13 protein-coding genes are annotated in these 17,086 nt (G+C 71.8%); 10 read left to right on the forward strand and 3 right to left on the reverse strand.

The genetic code is table 11. From position 1 onward, the window contains the following. The coding region (locus tag AXW62_RS31395) for a hypothetical protein (RefSeq protein WP_060947479.1) at positions 1–772 on the forward strand (772 nt) is incomplete at its 5' end. On the opposite strand, the gene ybiA is transcribed toward AXW62_RS31395, so the two are convergent. Beyond that, positions 718–1,344, reverse strand: a complete 627-nt coding sequence (gene ybiA / locus AXW62_RS31400) for a riboflavin biosynthesis intermediates N-glycosidase (RefSeq protein WP_060947488.1) — start codon at positions 1,342–1,344, stop codon at positions 718–720. The two genes, AXW62_RS31395 and ybiA, sit on opposite strands and share 55 nt — an antisense overlap. Before the next feature lie 151 nt (positions 1,345–1,495). Between ybiA and AXW62_RS31405 the strand changes: the two genes are divergently transcribed. From AXW62_RS31405 to AXW62_RS31435, 7 genes are all read left to right on the forward strand, one after another. Next, positions 1,496–1,939, forward strand: a complete 444-nt coding sequence (locus AXW62_RS31405) for a DUF4190 domain-containing protein (RefSeq protein WP_060947480.1) — start codon at positions 1,496–1,498, stop codon at positions 1,937–1,939. Between the two features lie 336 nt (positions 1,940–2,275). After that, on the forward strand, positions 2,276–3,796 hold the full coding sequence (locus AXW62_RS31410; protein ID WP_060947481.1) for a gamma-aminobutyraldehyde dehydrogenase: 1,521 nt from the start codon (positions 2,276–2,278) through the stop codon (positions 3,794–3,796). Between the two features lie 67 nt (positions 3,797–3,863). Continuing rightward, positions 3,864–5,111: a polyamine ABC transporter substrate-binding protein gene (locus tag AXW62_RS31415; protein ID WP_060947482.1), complete on the forward strand. Its 1,248-nt coding sequence runs from the start codon at positions 3,864–3,866 to the stop codon at positions 5,109–5,111. Between the two features lie 20 nt (positions 5,112–5,131). Continuing rightward, positions 5,132–6,283: an ABC transporter ATP-binding protein gene (locus AXW62_RS31420; protein ID WP_060947483.1), complete on the forward strand. Its 1,152-nt coding sequence runs from the start codon at positions 5,132–5,134 to the stop codon at positions 6,281–6,283. Beyond that, a complete protein-coding gene (locus AXW62_RS31425) occupies positions 6,283–7,218 on the forward strand; it encodes an ABC transporter permease (RefSeq protein WP_060947484.1) in 936 nt (311 codons plus the stop codon). The genes AXW62_RS31420 and AXW62_RS31425 overlap by 1 nt, the downstream gene beginning before the upstream one ends. Further along, positions 7,215–8,012 (forward strand): ABC transporter permease, encoded by a 798-nt coding sequence (locus AXW62_RS31430; RefSeq protein ID WP_030834312.1) that lies wholly within the window; start codon positions 7,215–7,217, stop codon positions 8,010–8,012. The genes AXW62_RS31425 and AXW62_RS31430 overlap by 4 nt, the downstream gene beginning before the upstream one ends. A 5-nt stretch (positions 8,013–8,017) precedes the next feature. Continuing rightward, the gene (locus AXW62_RS31435) at positions 8,018–9,466 is read left to right on the forward strand and encodes an NAD(P)/FAD-dependent oxidoreductase (protein ID WP_079105748.1); all 1,449 of its coding nucleotides are present in this window, start codon (positions 8,018–8,020) and stop codon (positions 9,464–9,466) included. A 210-nt stretch (positions 9,467–9,676) separates the two neighbouring features. Here AXW62_RS31435 and AXW62_RS31440 read toward each other — a convergent pair whose 3' ends face one another. Beyond that, on the reverse strand, positions 9,677–10,756 hold the full coding sequence (locus AXW62_RS31440; protein WP_306305081.1) for a phosphatase PAP2 family protein: 1,080 nt from the start codon (positions 10,754–10,756) through the stop codon (positions 9,677–9,679). A 102-nt stretch (positions 10,757–10,858) separates the two neighbouring features. After that, on the reverse strand, positions 10,859–12,208 hold the full coding sequence (gene gabT / locus AXW62_RS31445) for a 4-aminobutyrate--2-oxoglutarate transaminase (RefSeq protein WP_060947485.1): 1,350 nt from the start codon (positions 12,206–12,208) through the stop codon (positions 10,859–10,861). A 367-nt stretch (positions 12,209–12,575) separates the two neighbouring features. Here gabT and AXW62_RS31450 point away from each other — a divergent pair, with 367 nt between their 5' ends. Together AXW62_RS31450 and AXW62_RS31455 are read left to right on the forward strand one after the other, a co-directional pair. Further along, positions 12,576–14,747 (forward strand): type IV secretory system conjugative DNA transfer family protein, encoded by a 2,172-nt coding sequence (locus AXW62_RS31450; protein ID WP_060947486.1) that lies wholly within the window; start codon positions 12,576–12,578, stop codon positions 14,745–14,747. 378 nt (positions 14,748–15,125) lie between these two features. Continuing rightward, positions 15,126–17,027, forward strand: coding sequence for a PucR family transcriptional regulator (locus AXW62_RS31455; protein ID WP_060947487.1), 1,902 nt, complete (start codon positions 15,126–15,128; stop codon positions 17,025–17,027). Positions 17,028–17,086 lie beyond the last annotated feature (59 nt).

The following is a 17,086-nucleotide window of genomic DNA, read 5'->3' on the forward strand; positions in this document are numbered from 1 at the left end:
CCCCGATGGGCTCGGCGCCCACGATGGGCGCGGCGCGGCCGTCGGGCTCCGCGTCCCCGCCGCCCCCGGCCGGCTCCGCGCTCCCGGCTGGCTCCACCGCGTCCCCGCCGGGTGCGGTGCCCCCGCCACCGCCCGCGCCGACCGGCCCCGGCACCCCCAGCGCCTATCCGGCCGGGCCGTACGGACCGGCGGGCTGCGCCAGCCCGGCTACGGCCAGGCCGGCCATGCCCAGACCGGGTACGCCCAGCCCGGCTACGGACACCCCCAGCAGACGCCCTACGAGCAGGCCCCGTACGGCGCGGCCCCCGGCTATCCCGGCTATGGCTATCCGGACACCGCCTACCCCGGTTCCGCCTACCCCGGTTCCGGATACCCGCATTCCGGCTACCCGGGGTCCGGATATCCCGGCGGCGCGTACGGCCAGGGCTGGCCGGGTGTCGCCTATGTGCCGAACAACGGCCACGGCACGGCCGCCCTGGTGCTCGGCATCATCGGACTGGCCCTCTTCGCGAGCGTCGTCCTCGGCGTCGTCCTCGGTGTGCTCGCGATCGTCTTCGGGGTGCTCGGCCGCGCCAAGGTGGCAAGGGGCGAGGCGACCAACCACCATGCGGCGCTCACCGGGGTAATCCTCGGGGTGGCCGCGGTGGTGGCGAGCGTCGTCATGCTCTTCGTCTACGTCGCCTCGGACGACGATGCGGACAGCGGCGACGATCCGGGCTATGCCCGGATCTCCTCCGCGGCGGTGCTCCCGCGCGCCGATATCAGCCGCTGACGCGCCTCCATCAGCGCGAACCCCAGCAGATTGAGCCCGCGCCAGCGGGCGGGATCCGCCGCCCGCTCGTCGTCCGCCGCGAGCCCTATGCCCCACACCCGGTCCACCGGGCTGGCCTCCACCAGCACCCGTGACCCGGTGCCCAGCAGATAGTCGCGCAGCTCGGGGTGGTGGCCGAACTTGTGCACATTGCCCTCGACCACGAGGCCGAACCGATGGCGCAGCCAGGTCTCCTCGTCGAAGCCACGCACCGTGCGGCCCGCGTCCTTGGCCTGCTTGGGGTGGGAGGCGTCGAGCGCGCGCCGCTCGGCCTCCGCGTCGTCGAACAGCCGCGCCTTGCCCGCCATCATCCAGTGCTCGGCCGTCGCATAGGTGATGCCGTCCACGGTGAACGGCGAGGGCCACCACTGGCTGAAACACCCCGGGCCCACGCTTCCGTCCGGGCGGGGCCGATGGCCCCAGAACCAGACGTACTTGAGGCGCTCACCGCGCGCCGTCCGCTCGACCAGCTCCTCGACCGACCGGGGACCCCCGTCCGCCGATACCGATGCCGTCACCCCGTTCGTCTCCATGTCCGGGATTCTCGCACCCACCACCGACACCGCCGCGGCTCCGCCGCCAACAGCCCCACCGACCTGCCCAATCGACCCGCGCAATCGAGCTGACCCGGGCCGAATCATGCCCATAACATTGCCGGACGTTCATCAGGAGGGGAGACCATCGATGTCCAGCAACACGCCCGGTCCACAGCAGGGCCCGTACGAGTCCCAGGCCAATCCCTACGCCACGCCCACGCCGCCGGCCCAGCCGCCGCAGTTCCCGGGCCAGCCGCCGCAGTACCCCGGGGCCGGCTATCCCGCCGCGCCGCCCGTCCACCCGGGGATGGCCGGGATGCCGATGCAGCTGAGCAACGGCATGGGCACGGCCGCGCTGGTCTGCGGCATCGTCGGCCTGGTCTGCGGGATCACCTACTTCCTGTGGGTCTTCGCGGTCATCCTCGGCATCCTGGCGATCATTTTCGGCGCCATCGGCAAGGGGAAGGTCAGCCGGGGCGAGGCGAACAACGGGGGTTCGGCGACCGCCGGTCTGGTCTGCGGAATCATTGGCATGGTGCTCCCGGCGATCTACCTCGCGGCGCTGGACGCCGCCCTCGACTCCATCTTCTAGACCAGAGCCCCGCGTCCAGGCCGGAGTCCGCGTCCAGACCGGAGTCCGCTTCTGGGCCACAGTCCGCTTCTGATTCTGGGCCACAGCCGTTTCTGAACCGGAGCCCGCTTCTGGGCCGGAGTCCGCACCGGAATCCGGCCCGGGCCCGACCCGCGAAACGCTCCGGCCCGTGAAACGGTGATGCCGAAGCCGCCCTGATCACTGAATCCGTCGCGAAACCAAAAAGCAACAACGGAATCCCTTGTTGAAGCCAAGGCTCTCTGTCAGGATCAGCCTTCGATTCCGGTTGGAGCTACGCCTCACCCCCTTGGGTGAACCGGCGGAGGAGAGCGCGCGATGGATCAGCGGTTCGATGTGACGGAGCGGTTCGCCGACGGTGCGCAGTACATCGCGGGCCGTCTGCGCCAGGGCGGCTCCGAGGCCACCCACCCGGTCGTGGACCCGGCCACCGGCGAGCGGGTGTTCAGCTACCGGCTCGCCGGTCCGGCCGATGTCGACGCCGCGGTGGCGGCGGCCGGGGCCGCCCTCCCGGAATGGGCGGGCGCCACCCCCGGCGAGCGGTCCGACGCGCTGCACCGCTTCGCCGCGGTGCTCACCGAGCGGGCGGAGGACCTCGCCCGCGCCGAGTCGTCGCAGTGCGGCAAGCCCATCAAGCTCTCCACCGAGTTCGATGTGCCCGGCACCATCGACAACACCGCCTTCTTCGCGGGTGCCGCCCGCCAGTTGGAGGGCAAGGCCGCCGCCGAGTACAGCGGCGACCACACCTCGTACATCCGCCGCGAGCCCATCGGGGTCGTCGGGTCCGTCGCCCCCTGGAACTACCCCCTCCAGATGGCGGCCTGGAAGGTCCTCCCGGCCATCGCCGCGGGCAACACCATCGTGCTGAAGCCCGCCGAACTGACGCCCCTGACCTCGCTGATGTTCGCCCAGGCCGCCACCGAGGCGGGGATCCCGGACGGCGTCGTCAACGTGGTGAGCGGCACCGGCCCCGAGGCGGGCGAACACCTGGTCTCCCACCCCGGCGTGGCGATGACCTCCTTCACCGGCTCGACGGCGGTCGGCAAGCGCGTCGCCGCACTCGCCACCGCCACCGTCAAACGCGTCCATCTCGAACTCGGCGGCAAGGCGCCCTTCGTCGTCTTCGACGACGCCGACCTGGAGGCCGCCGCGCACGGCGCCGTCGCGGGCGCGCTGATCAACACCGGACAGGACTGCACCGCCGCCACCCGCGCGTATGTCCAGCGCCCGCTGTACGACGCGTTCATCGCCGCCGTCGCCGATCTCATGGAGACCGTACGGCTCGGCGACCCCTTCGATCCGCACACCGACCTCGGCCCGCTGGTCTCCCACGCCCAGCGCGACCGCGTGGCGGGCTTCGTGGAGCGGGCCCGCGGCTACGCCACCGTCGTCACCGGGGGCGCCGCCCCGGGCGGTGACCTTGCCAGGGGCGCGTACTACCGGCCCACGCTCATCACCGGCGCACCCCAGGACAGCGAGATCGTCCAGTCCGAGATCTTCGGTCCGGTGCTGGCCGTCCTCCCCTTCGACGGCGACGACGAGGGCATCGCGCTCGCCAACGACACCCCTTACGGTCTCGCCGCCTCCGCCTGGAGCCGCGATGTCTACCGGACGGGCCGCGCCTCCCGGGAGATCAGGGCGGGCTGTGTCTGGATCAACGACCACATCCCGATCATCAGCGAGATGCCGCACGGCGGGGTGCGGGCGTCCGGCTTCGGCAAGGACATGTCGGCGTACTCCTTCGAGGAGTACACGCAGGTCAAGCATGTGATGTTGGACAACACCGCGGTGGTCCGCAAGGACTGGCACCGCACGGTCTTCGGGGACCGACAGACCTGAATGTGCGGCCGCCCCCGTGTGGCCTCGGCCGGCCGCCACCGGCCGACACCCTCGAAAGGCACAGCGTATGGAAGCACGGCACGACCCCGAGAGCCTGTCCCCACCGCAGATATCGGCGATCCGGCGCTCCCTGACCAGCGGCCGCATGGCGGTCACCCGCCGCTCCCTGCTGCGCGCGGGAGGCGCCGGGGCGATCGCCGTCGGCGGGCTCGGGGCGCTCGGCGGCTGCGGGATCCCGCCCGCGGGGCGCACCGAGGCGGACAACTCCGCCGACGACCACTCCGCCGAGGAGAAGCGGGTCAGCTTCTCCAACTGGACCGAGTACATGGACGTCGGCAAGGGCAACCGCCATCCGACCCTCGACGCGTTCCAGCGCCGCACCGGCATCACGGTGAAGTACACCGAGGACATCAACGACAACGTCGAGTTCTTCGGCAAGATCAAGCCACAGCTCGCCGCGGGCCAGGCCACCGGCCGCGACCTGATCTGCGTCACCGACTGGCTGGCCGCCCGGATGATCCGGCTCGGCTGGATGCAGCGGCTGGACGCCGCCCAGCTGCCCCACGCCTACGCCCATCTGGCGAAACCTTTTCGTACTCCGGACTGGGACCCCGGCCGCGCCCACTCCTACCCGTGGACCGGTATCCCCGCCGTCATCGCGTACAACAAGAAGGCCACCGGCGGCCGTAAGGTCACCTCCGTCTCCCAGCTGCTGGACGACCCACAGCTCAAAGGCCGGGTCGGACTGCTGACCGAGATGCGCGACACCGTCGGGCTGACCCTCCTGGACATGGGCAAACGCCCCGAGACGGTCACCGCCGACGACTACGACGCCGCGATCGCCCGCCTCCAGAAGGCGTCCGACCGGGGCCAGATCCGCCGCTTCACCGGCAACGACTACACCGGCGACCTCACCAAGGGGGACATCGCCGCCTGTATGGCCTGGGCCGGGGACCTGATCCAGCTCCAGGCCGACAACCCCGAGATCGAGTTCGCCGTCCCCGACGCCGGCTACATGACGGCCACGGACAATCTCCTCATCCCCAACAAGGCGCGCCACAAGAGGAACGCCGAACGGCTCATCGACTACTTCTACGAACCCAAGGTCGCCGCGAAGATCGCCGCCTACATCAACTACGTCTGCCCAGTCGACGGGGTACGCGAGGAGCTCGCGAAGATCGACAAGGCGCTGGCGGACAACCCGCTGATCCTCCCCGACGAGGAGATGGCCGCCAAGTCCCATGCCTTCCGCTCGCTGTCGAGCAGGGAAGAGGCGGCATTCGAGGACAAGTTCGCCAAGCTCACCGGCGCCTGACACGCGAGGAAGCGCACCCCATGACCCAGCCCAGCTCCGGCGGCGACGTCCGGCTCGACCGGATCAGCAAGACCTACGGGTCCTTCACCGCCGTCCACCCGCTCGATCTGCACATACCCGCCGGCTCCTTCTTCGCCCTGCTCGGCGCGTCCGGCTGCGGCAAGACCACCACCCTGCGCATGATCGCGGGCCTGGAGGAGCCCACCACCGGCACGGTCCGGCTCGCCGGTAAGGACATCACCGACCTCCCGCCGTACAAGCGGCCGGTCAACACGGTCTTCCAGAGCTACGCCCTCTTCCCGCATCTCGACGTCTACGAGAACGTCGCCTTCGGACTGCGCCGGCGCGGCGTCACCTCGGTGAAGAAGCGGGTCGAGGAGATGCTGGAGCTGGTCCAGCTCGGTGACTTCGCCCGCCGCAGACCGCAGCGGCTCTCCGGCGGCCAGCAGCAGCGCGTCGCCGTCGCCCGCGCGCTGATCAACCACCCCCAGGTGCTGCTGCTCGACGAGCCGCTGGGCGCGCTCGACCTCAAGCTGCGCCGTCAGATGCAGCTGGAGCTGGGGCGCATCCAGGCCGAGGTCGGCATCACCTTCGTCCACGTCACCCACGACCAGGAGGAGGCCATGACCATGGCCGACACGGTCGCGGTGATGAACGGCGGCCGGGTCGAACAGCTCGGCGCCCCCGCCGACCTCTACGAGAACCCCGGCACCACCTTCGTCGCCAACTTCCTCGGCACCTCCAACCTCATCGAAGCCGAGATCACCGACAAGAGCGGCGGCGACCTCGTCCTCACCACCGCCGGCGGCCGGCTTGCCCTGCCCGCCGGCCGATGTAGCGCCCCCGTCCGCACGGGCGGGAAACTGCTGGTGGGGGTGCGTCCCGAAAAGATCACTCTCAGCCATGCCGAGGACGCCGGAACCGTCCCCGAGGGACGCAACCGGATCAGCGGACGGATCGCCGAATCCAGCTTCCTCGGCGTCTCCACCCAGTACGTCGTCACCGCCCCCGGCTGCCCCGAGTTCGCTGTCTACGAGCAGAACATCGAACGCGACCCCCGCCTCGTCCCCGGCGCCGAGGTCGTACTGCACTGGAACCCCGCCCACACCTTCGGCCTCGACGCGGCACAGAACATCGACGCCGGTACGGAACGGGACGAGGAGGCGGTGTGATGGCGACGGTGACGCCCGACGCCCCGCCGGCGGACGCGCCCGTACAGCAGGCGCCCGTCCGCAGGACCGCCGTCCGCAAACGGCTGGTGCCCTACTGGCTGCTGCTCCCCGGCATCCTCTGGCTGCTGGTCTTCTTCGCCGCGCCGCTGGTCTACCAGGCCTCGACCTCCGTCCAGACCGGCTCCCTCGAAGAGGGCTTCAAGGTCACCTGGCACCTCCAGACCTACGGGGACGCGCTGAGCGAGTACTACCCGCAGTTCCTGCGCTCGGTGCTCTACGCCGCCACTGCCACCGTGCTGTGCCTGCTGCTCGGCTATCCGCTCGCCTACCTCATCGCCTTCCGGGCGGGCCGCTGGCGCAATCTGCTGATGGTCCTGGTCATCGCGCCGTTCTTCACCAGCTTCCTGATCCGCACCCTCGCCTGGAAGACGATCCTGTCCGACGGCGGCCCGGTGGTGGGCGCGCTCGGCTCGCTGCACGTCCTGGACGTCACCGGCTACCTGGAGATCACCGCGGGACAACGGGTGCTGGCCACGCCCCTCGCCGTGGTCTGCGGACTGACGTACAACTTCCTGCCCTTCATGATCCTGCCGCTCTACACCTCCCTGGAACGCATCGACGGCCGGCTGCACGAGGCCGCCGGAGACCTCTACGCACGGCCCGTCACCACCTTCCGGAAGGTGACCTTCCCGCTGTCCATGCCGGGCGTCGTCGCGGGCACGCTGCTCACCTTCATCCCCGCCTCGGGCGACTACATCAACGCCGAACTGCTGGGGTCCACCGACCAGAAGATGATCGGCAACGTCATCCAGTCGCAGTTCCTGCGGGTGCTGGACTATCCGACGGCCGCGGCGCTGTCCTTCATCCTCATGGCGGCGATCCTCGCGATGGTCACCGTCTACATCCGCAAGTCCGGGACGGAGGACCTGGTGTGACGGCCCTGACGCGCTGGATACGGCGGAACCTGGTGGTCATCGCGGGGCTCGGCACCCTCGCGTATCTGATCCTGCCCAACGTCGTCGTCCTGGTCTTCTCCTTCAACAAGCCCAACGGCCGCTTCAACTACCAATGGCAGCGGTTCTCCACCGACGCCTGGACCGATCCGTGCGGCGTCGCCGACCTGTGCGGTTCGCTCTCGCTCAGCCTGAAGATCGCGGTATGGGCGACGATCGGCGCGACCGTCCTCGGCACGATGATCGCCTTCGCGCTGGCCCGCTACCGGTTCCGGGCCCGCCCCGCGGTCAACAGCCTGATCTTCCTGCCGATGGCGATGCCCGAGGTCGTCATGGCCGCCTCACTGGCCACCCTCTTCCTCAACATGGGCGTGGACTTCGGCTTCTGGACCATCCTCATCGCCCACATCATGTTCTGCCTGAGCTTCGTGGTGACGGCCGTCAAAGCGCGGGTGATGTCCATGGACCCCCGGCTGGAACAGGCCGCCCAGGACCTCTACGCCTCCCCGGCGCAGACCTTTGTCCGCGTCACCCTGCCGATCGCCGCGCCCGGTATCGCCGCGGGCGCGCTGCTGTCCTTCGCGCTCTCCTTCGACGACTTCATCATCACCAACTTCAACGCCGGCTCGACCGTGACCTTCCCCATGTTCGTCTGGGGATCCGCACAGCGCGGTACGCCCGTGCAGATCAATGTGATCGGAACGGCGATGTTCGCCGTCGCGGTGCTCTGTGTCCTCGTCGGCCAACTGGCCGGCGCCCGCCGCAAGAGGAGCTGAGAACCATGGCCACGGACGCCATGACCCGCTCACCCGGGGGCGACGGCGCCCCCGCCCCGTCCGCTTGGAAGGCCCTGGCCGACGCCGCGTACCGGCCGTACTGGCTGGACGACCCCGGCCGCCCGTGCCCCCGCCCCGCGCTCGTCGGGGACGAACACTGCGACCTGCTCGTCGTCGGCGGCGGCTACAGCGGACTGTGGACCGCCCTGATCGCCAAGGAGCGCGACCCCGGCCGCGAGGTGGTCCTGATCGAGGGCCAGGAGACCGGCTGGGCCGCCTCCGGACGCAACGGCGGCTTCTGCGCCGCCTCCCTCACCCACGGCCTCGGCAACGGCGCCGCCCGCTGGCCCGGTGAACTGGCCGAACTCGAGCGGCTCGGCCTGCGCAACCTCGACGCCATCGAGAGCGCCCTCGACCGGTACGGCATCGACTGCGACTTCGAACGCACCGGTGAGATCGATGTGGCCACCGCCCCCCACCAGGTGGCGGAATTGCGCGAGACCGCCGCACAGGCGGCCGGGCTCGGCGTCGGGGAGCAGGAATTCCTCGACCGCGACGCGGTACGCGCCGAGGTCGACTCGCCCACCTTCCTGGCCGGGCTCTGGGACCGCCGGGGCGTGGCCATGCTGCACCCCGCCAGGCTCGCCTGGGGCCTGGCGCGGGCCTGCGCCCAACTGGGCGTACGGATCTACGAACACACCCCGGCCGAACGGCTGGCGAACACCGGCGCGGCGATGGCCGTCCGCACCCCCTACGGCCGGGTCCGCGCCCGCCAGGTGGCGCTCGCCACCAACGCCTTCCCCTCCCTGGTGCGCCGCGTCCGCCCGTACATCGCCCCGGTCTACGACCACGCCCTGATGACCGAACCGCTCACCCGGGAACAGCTCGGCGCGATCGGCTGGCGGCGACGACAGGGCCTCAGCGACACCGCCAACCACTTCCACTACTTCCGGCTCACCGCCGACCGGCGCATCCTGTGGGGCGGCTATGACGCCGTCTACCGCTACGGCGGACGGGTCCGCGCCGAATACGACCACCACCCCGCCACCTACCGGACCCTGGCCGGGCACTTCTTCCGCTGCTTCCCGCAGCTGGAGGGCGTCCGCTTCAGCCACGCCTGGGGCGGCGCCATCGACACCTGCTCGCGCTTCTCCGCGTTCTTCGGCAGCGCGCACGGGGGGAGAGTGGTGTACGCCCTCGGCTATACGGGCCTGGGCGTCGGGGCGACCCGCTTCGGCGCCGAGGTGATGCTCGATCTGCTGGCCGGTGAGCGCACCGAGCGCACCCGCCTGGAGATGGTGCGCAGCAAGCCCCTGCCGTTCCCGCCGGAGCCGGTGCGGTGGGCGGGCATCGGCATCACCCAGTGGTCGATGACACGGGCCGACGAGAACGGCGGACGCCGCAATCTGTGGCTGAGGGCCATGGACAGGGCTGGGCTGGGGTTCGACAGCTGAGGTGGTGCGGACGGGGCCGGTGCGGGGTGGGGTGTGGGCGCGGGCTGGGGTGTGGGGCGCAGGGCGGGTGCGGGTGCGGGCTGGGGTGTGGGCTGCGGGGCGGGTGTGGGTGCGGGTGACCTGATCAGGCCCGCCGCCGCGCTCAGCCGCCGTCGCGGCTTGGTGCCGCCGGGGGGTTGGCCGTCGTGGTGGGTGGGGCGCTGTCGTGGTTCAGCCGTCGTGGCTCAGTCGTCGTTGTTCAGCGCCGCCGTGGTTCGGTCGCTGTCGTCGTCGCGTTCGCGTCGTCGCGTCGTTCTGCCGTCCCGTCCCCCCGGCGTCCCGTCCCCCCGGCGTCCCGTCCCCCCTCGTCGTCGCGTTGTCCCGTCGTCGCGGCGGTTCGGTCGGCTCGGCGGTTCGGTCGCCGTCGGCTGCCGTTGGGCTCGGTCGGCTCAACCGGCTCAGCCGGAGCGCCGTCCACAGCAGTGGGCCGGACAGACACCAGCTCGCGACGGCGTCCAGCGGCCAGTGGTAGCCGCGCCGGACCAGGCCGACGGCCACGGCGAGGTTCAGCACGGCGACAGCCGCCAGGAGGGGCCGTTGCAGCCGTCGGCGCAGGTGGGGACGGAGGAGCAGCGCGGCCGCGCCGTAGGCGACGGCGGCCGTCGCGGCATGGCCGGAGGGGAAGAATCCGGTCTCGCCCGCCAGCGGACCGGGCGGGCCGGGGCGGCCGACCAGCGCCTTGAACGGGACGATCAGCGCCGGAACCGCCGCCATCGCCACCGCGGACGCCAGCGGCGGAAGCCACCAGCGTGGCGTTCCCGCGCGCCGGGCGCGCCACGCCGCCCAGCCGGCGGCCAGGGCCAGGACGGAGACCGCGACCGCCGTGTTGCCGAGGTCGGCGAGGAACTCGGCGACGGGGGAGGGGAGCGGCGAGCCGGCGATCGTGCGGCCGAGCCGTTCGTCGTAGGTCCGCAGCGGGCCATGGGCGGCGATCTGCCAGGTGCACAGCGCCAGCAGTGCGAGCGACGCGATCAGTGCGAGGGCTGTGAGGGGTGTGACGGACGACGCCCATGGCGCGGAAGGGAAGTGGACAGTCGGCGGCCCCGGAACAGGGGGGGTGGTTCCGGGGCCGCCGTGGCGACCGGTGTGCCGCGCGCCCCGGGGGGTTTGGGGCGGGCGGCCGTCCGATCGGTGAGGAGATCCGGAGCCGGAGGCTCCAGTGGTGTGCGCGAGGGCACAGCCGGGTCGGAGCTGGGGAAGCACCGGCTCGGCATCGCTCGCAGTCCCCTGCGAGCGGGGTGTTTCTCTCATCTGGAATGACCGTACGGCAGCGAGGCCCCGCCCGACAGGCCGATCACCCACCTGTCATCGGCCCCGCACATCTTCTTCACGCCGCCCATCGATCACCCACAGTCACAGCTCGGCGAAGGCGCTCTCGAGGATGTCCAGACCCTCGTTCAGGAGATCCTCGCCGATCACCAGCGGCGGCAGGAAACGCAGCACATTGCCGTAGGTCCCGCAGGTCAGCACCAGCAGCCCGGCCGAGTGGCACGCCTTGGCGACGGCGGCCGTGGCCTCGGGGTCGGGATCCTTGGTGCCGGACTTCACCAGCTCGATGGCGATCATTGCGCCGCGGCCGCGGAGGTCGCCGATGATGTCGTTCTTCTCCTGCATCGCGGCGAGACGGCCCTTCATGACCTCCTCGATGCGCTTGGCCTTGGCGTTGAGGTCCAGCTCGCGCATCGTCTCGATGGCGCCGAGCGCCGCCGCGCACGCCACCGGGTTCCCGCCGTAGGTGCCGCCGAGCCCACCGGAGTGCGCCGCGTCCATGATCTCCGCGCGGCCGGTGACGGCGGCGAGCGGCAGACCGCCCGCGATGCCCTTGGCGGTGGTGATCAGGTCCGGGACGATGCCCTCGTCCTCACAGGCGAACCACTGGCCGGTGCGGCAGAAGCCGGACTGGATCTCGTCCGCGACGAAGACGATGCCATTGGCCTTGGCGAACTCGGCGATCCTGGGCAGGAAGCCCTTGGCGGGTTCGATGAAACCGCCCTCGCCGAGAATCGGCTCGATGATGATCGCGGCCACGTTCTCCGCCCCGATCTGCTTGCTGATCTGGTCGATGGCCTGGGCCGCGGCCTCCTCGCCACAGTTCTCCGCACCGGTCGGCCAGCGGTAGGGGTAGGCGAGCGGAACGCGGTAGACCTCGGGCGCGAACGGGCCGAAGCCCTGCTTGTACGGCATGTTCTTGGCGGTGAGCGCCATGGTGAGGTTGGTCCGGCCGTGGTAGCCGTGGTCGAAGACGACGACGGCCTGGCGCTTGGTGTACGAACGGGCGATCTTCACCGCGTTCTCCACCGCCTCGGCGCCCGAGTTGAACAGCGCCGACTTCTTGGCGTGATCGCCAGGCGTGAGCCGGGCCAGCTCCTCGCAGACCTCCACATAGCCTTCGTACGGCGTGACCATGAAACAGGTGTGCGTGAAGTCCGCCAGCTGCGCGGACGCCCGGCGTACGACCGCCTCGGCGGAGGAGCCGACGGAGGTCACGGCGATACCGGAACCGAAGTCGATCAGCGAGTTGCCGTCCACGTCCTCGATCACACCGCCGCCCGCGCGCACGGTGAAGACCGGCAGCACACTCCCCACCCCGCTGGCGACCGCCGCGTTCTTACGGGCGAGCAGCTCCTGCGACTTCGGGCCGGGAATGGCGGTGACGACGCGGCGCTCCTGGGGGAGGGACGGGCCTCCGGACAGTTCGGTCATGAGGGGCTCCATGGGAAGAACAGGGGTCTTGAGCGCAGGCTAGGGGCGTGGCGGTGGATGAGGCATGTTCCGTTCGGGAGCAGTGCGCGAGTTGCCTTGTCCGCGACGGCCATAGCCCCGGCGAGGACGGCACGGCCGTCTGCCGTGTCTGTCTTACGGCTCCCGCGCGTGCCTTGGGCTCCCGCCCCTGCGTTGGGCTCCTGCGCCTGTCCTACGTCCTACGGCCGCGCCGGCTCCTGCGTCTGCCTTATGGACCCCGTGAGCGAGACAGCACCGCCGGGGTCGCTGAACTCCCCGCGTGGGAACACTAGATTGAGCGGTGGCGCGACAGCCGAGGAACAGCCGGTCAGGGGGCAAGGGGCAGCACATGGACACCGAGGGCACGTTCGACTCACGCAACACACGCCACAACCCGCCCCCACCCCCACCCCCGCAATCCCCGCCGTCCTTCCCCACCGCTCCGCCACCGATGCCGCCGACCGCGCCCCCGGCGACCCACGGCGCCGCTCCGGTACCGGGACCTGCGGCCCGCCCGTCCTTCGTCGACTGGCTGCGCGCCCCGCGGCCCGAGGCGGCGCCGGGGGTATGGACGTACGAGCACAAGCCGAAGACGCCGGAAGAACCGGATCGGATTCCCTCACGTGGGCTGATCAGCGGTGCGTTGATCGCGCTCCTGTGCACATGGCTGTTGTGGTCGCTGATCACCAAGGGATACCTGGGTCCGTACTGGCTATGGCCGCTCCGACTGCTCAATTCGGAGGACTGGTTCAACCGCGACGGCGACAAGGACATGCTCAAGTGGATCGCCAACTGCTATGAAGCCCTGTGGTTCTTGATCATCGCTGCAATCTTCAGCCGGGTCGGCCACTGGACCGAAGTCTGGCGCCGATACGTCGTGCCCCTCTTCCGGCGGGCCTGGGACGAGCCCGCTGCCGGGGCGGCCGTCGCGGGGCGGCCGGAGGTGGATCCGGTTGAGTGGCCCCATTTGCGGGCCGCGGGGGCGCACAGCGCGGCTGATCGGTTGGCGGCGGATGCGCGGGCCGGGGTGATGAACGACGTCGACCATGCCCGGATCGAGCACGCCTGGCACTCCGTGCGCGCCGGGAGGAACTCCCTCGCCTCGTTCACCGACACCGTGCTGCGTCACGGCGCCGCCTCGTACGGCCATCCGTCCGGGGCGCGCGATCTGCCCGTGCGGACGGCGCGTCATGATCTCGTCGCCCATCAGGTCCGCCTCGGCACCGCCGCCGACGACCGGCGCAACCCTTACCAGCACCGAGGCGTCGGGCTCGCCCTCGACCCCGATGTGCTCGGTACCTCGCTGCTGGCCGTCGGGCCGCCCGGTTCGGGGAAGACGGGGCGGGTGGTGCGGCCCGTCGTGGAGTCGCTCTGCCTGCAGGCGCTCGCCGGGCAGGTCGCCGTCGTGGCGGTCGGAGCGGCGGGGGCCGGGCTCGGGGTGGACGAGGCGTTCGACGTCGTCGTGAAGATCGGCCGGCCCGACTCCGTCCACGACTTGGACCTCTACGGCGGCACCACCGACCCCGACGAGGCGGCTGGCATCCTCGCCGAGGCCCTGATCGGAGACATGGCCGCGTCGCTGCCCGGCGGGGACAGCCGGCGCGCCGCCACCGCCCTGGCCCAGTTGCTCGGCCCCTACCGCGCCGCCCACGGCCGCTTCCCGTCCGTCCCGGACCTGCGCGAGCTGCTGGACGGCTCCAAGACGGCCATCAACGCCCTGCGCGAGGCGCTGGACGAGGCCGGGGAGCGGGCGCAGGCCCGTGAGCTGGAGGCGCGGGTCCGGCAGTCCGGCGCCCCCGGGGACGTGGGCGCGCTGCTCGCGGACCGGATCGCGCTCCTGGACCGGCCCGCGTTCGCCGATTTCTTCGACACCACCGGTGACCGCCGTCCCTTCTCCCTCCGCGCCCTCGAGCACCCCCTCCGGGTCCGTATCGATCTGCCCGAACGCGGCCACGCCGAGGCGTCGCGGATGCTCGCGCGGCTGGTCCTGGCGCAGTTCACCGAGTGCGCCGTGGGCCGCGCCGACCGTTCGCTCTTCGCCTGCCTCGTCCTCGACGACGCCTCGCACACCATCACCCCCGAGGCCCTGCGCGGTATCCAGCGGCTCCGCTCCGCCCACGCGGGCGCCGTGCTCACCCTCCGCACCCTCGACGACGTCCCCGAGGCGCTGCGCAGCGCGCTGCTCGGCGCGGTCGGCTGCCGGATGGCCTGCGCCGGAGTGACGACCTGGGACGGGGCGCGATTCGCGGAGGTGTGGGGGACGGAGTGGGTCGAAACGCGGGACGTCACCGACCGGCAGATCATCGCCGACGAACCCTTGACCAAGGTGCTGCACTTCATCCGTAAGGTGGCCACGGGCAAGGCGGTGACCACCCAGTCGGTGACCGTGCGGACGGTGGAGCGCGAGCGCTGGTCCGCCTCGGACCTGGCCCACGGGGTCCCCGCCGGGCACGCGGTGCTGTCGGTGACCTCCGTAAGGGGCGAGGGCGGGCCGCCGGTGCTGGTGGACCTCCGCGGATGACCGACCCGTTCCGGTCGGCTCTGTCGTTCTGGTCGGCCCTGTCGTTCCGTCGGGTTCTGTCGTTCCGGGGGTGGCGGCTCTCTGGTGGGCCTTGCCGCTTCAGGGGGGTGCGGCCGTCCTGGTCGGCCCTGTCGGTCCGGTGCGTTCGGCCGTTCCGGTCGGTCCGGCCGTTCGGTCCGGTGGGTGTCCGGCGTTCCGGTTGTCCCCGCCGCCCCCCGCCGCCCCAATCGGGGCGACCGGACAACCGGGACCGGAGCGTCACGGCCAGACCTGCGGCGAAATCAGGCCGCCAATTCCACGAATTCCTCCATTGAGGCAGAATCGGCAGTAGCCGTTCATACAGGGCGGTGAAGTCGTCGCATTCGCATCGAAGGTGCCATGCCTCCCACGCTCGCCTCACTCGTCCGTCACCCCGGTCTCAAGCTGTCCGTTCTCGCGGGCGAGGACCGGCTGGAGACGCCCGTGCGCTGGGCACATGTCAGTGAGCTCGCCGACCCCGTGCCCTATATGGACGGCGGCGAGCTGCTCCTGATCACCGCGATGCAGCTGAAGGCCGAGGATCCGGACGAGATGAGCCGCTATGTGCGGCGGCTGGTGGGCGCGGGCGTGGTCGGGCTCGGTTTCGCGCTCGGCGTCAAGTACGACGAGGTGCCGCTCGCACTCGCCGAGGCGGCCAAGGAGGAGGGGCTGCCGCTGCTCGGCGTGCCCCGCCGCACCCCCTTCATCGCGATCAGCAAGGCCGTCTCCGCGGCGATAGCGGCCGACCAGTACCGCGCCGTGACGGCCGGGTTCGAGGCGCAGCGTGAGCTGACCCGCGCCGCCATCGGCGCCGAGGGGCCTGCCGCGCTGCTCGCCCGGCTCGCCTCCCACGTCGACGGCTGGGCCGCGCTCTACGACGCCTCCGGCTCGGTGGTCGCCGCCGCGCCCGACTGGGCCGCCCGGCGCGCAGCCCGGCTCGTCACCGATGTCGAGCGGCTCCGTTCCCGTCCCGGCCCGGCGAGCATCGTGGTCGGCGGGGGTGGCGGGGCCGGGGCCACGGGCGCGGAACCGGCCGAGGACACGGCCGTCGCGGACCGGGTGGAGCTCCAGTCGCTGGGCACCGGGCGGCGCACCCGCGGGGTGCTCGCGGTCGGTACGGGCGCGCCGCTGGGCACGGCCGAGCGTTATGCCGTGCACTCCGCGGTCGCGTTGCTCACCCTGACGACCGAGCGCTCCCGCGCCCTGCGGGAGGCCGAGCAGCGACTCGGTGCCGCCGTGCTGCGGATGCTGCTCGCGGGCGAGCCCGACCATGCGCGGGCGGTCGCCGGACGGCTGTACGGCGGGCTGCTCGACGCACCGTTCCGGATGCTGGTCGCCGAGGTGCCGTCCGGCGGCGCGGCCCACCAGGCCCGCATGGCGTCCTCCCCCGCGGACGAGGCCCCGGCTCCGGCCCAGGCCCCCGCGGATGCCGCCACTGCCGGTACGGGCACGAGCGTGAGCACGGGCACCGGCACGGGCACCGGCATGGGCATCGGCCGGAGTACGGGCAGTGGCACGGGCGCCGTCCCCGGAACGGGCCCCGGCACCGCCCCCGGAGCGGGCGCGACCATGGCCGCAGGAGCGGGCGCGGCAGTCGGCGAACCGGAGCCCGCCGACCCCCTCGCCACACTCGCCGACACCATGGAGGCGGCCGCGGCCCGCACCGGCGAGTCGGTGCTGGTCGTGCCCGACGGCGAGCGGCTCATCGTGCTGGCCCCCGACGGCGGGTCGGCGGTCGAGGCATGTGCCGAACACGCCCGGGCCGTCGAGAGCCGCCGCGGTACGAAGGCCCGCCCCCGCGGCCGAGGCGCCGCCGCGCCGCACGGCGACGAACTCGTCATTGGGCTGTCCGCCCCTGCGGGCCCCATCGCCGCCGCGGCCGCTTACCGCCAGGCGGAGCAGGCGCTGTCCGTGGCGCGCCGCCGCGGCCGGATGCTGGTCGAGCATGAGCAGGTCGCGGCGGGTTCCGTGCTGCCCCTGCTCGCCGACGACGCCGTCCGCGCGTTCGCCGACGGTATGCTGCGCGCCCTGTACGAGCACGACGCCACCGGCCGGGGCGATCTGGTCGCCTCGCTGCGTGCCTGGCTCTCCCGGCACGGCCAGTGGGACGCGGCCGCCGCCGACCTCGGCGTTCACCGCCACACCCTGCGGTACCGGATGCGCCGCGTCGAGGAGATCCTGGGCCGCTCGCTGGACGACCCGGACGTCCGCATGGAGCTGTGGCTCGCTCTCAAGGCCACGGCCTTCTGCACCTCGACCTGAGCGCCCGCCTCCGCGGCGGTCGTCCCCGCGGCAGCCCGCCCCTGTGATGGTCTGTCTTC

It is taken from the genome of Streptomyces hygroscopicus subsp. hygroscopicus, assembly GCF_001553455.1.
In the GTDB taxonomy this organism is placed as follows: Bacteria; Actinomycetota; Actinomycetes; order Streptomycetales; family Streptomycetaceae; genus Streptomyces; species Streptomyces hygroscopicus.

Bases quoted from the DNA above. Each gene is read 5' to 3' on its own strand.
- AXW62_RS31455 (WP_060947487.1), top strand. From the start codon at position 15,126: ATGCCTCCCACGCTCGCCTCACTCGTCCGTCACCCCGGTCTCAAGCTG.
- AXW62_RS31435 (WP_079105748.1), top strand. From the start codon at position 8,018: ATGGCCACGGACGCCATGACCCGCTCACCCGGGGGCGACGGCGCCCCC.
- AXW62_RS31440 (WP_306305081.1), bottom strand. From the start codon at position 10,756: ATGAGAGAAACACCCCGCTCGCAGGGGACTGCGAGCGATGCCGAGCCG.
- AXW62_RS31420 (WP_060947483.1), top strand. From the start codon at position 5,132: ATGACCCAGCCCAGCTCCGGCGGCGACGTCCGGCTCGACCGGATCAGC.
- gabT (WP_060947485.1), bottom strand. From the start codon at position 12,208: ATGACCGAACTGTCCGGAGGCCCGTCCCTCCCCCAGGAGCGCCGCGTC.
- AXW62_RS31425 (WP_060947484.1), top strand. From the start codon at position 6,283: ATGGCGACGGTGACGCCCGACGCCCCGCCGGCGGACGCGCCCGTACAG.
- ybiA (WP_060947488.1), bottom strand. From the start codon at position 1,344: ATGGAGACGAACGGGGTGACGGCATCGGTATCGGCGGACGGGGGTCCC.
- AXW62_RS31450 (WP_060947486.1), top strand. From the start codon at position 12,576: ATGGACACCGAGGGCACGTTCGACTCACGCAACACACGCCACAACCCG.
- AXW62_RS31405 (WP_060947480.1), top strand. From the start codon at position 1,496: ATGTCCAGCAACACGCCCGGTCCACAGCAGGGCCCGTACGAGTCCCAG.
- AXW62_RS31410 (WP_060947481.1), top strand. From the start codon at position 2,276: ATGGATCAGCGGTTCGATGTGACGGAGCGGTTCGCCGACGGTGCGCAG.
- AXW62_RS31415 (WP_060947482.1), top strand. From the start codon at position 3,864: ATGGAAGCACGGCACGACCCCGAGAGCCTGTCCCCACCGCAGATATCG.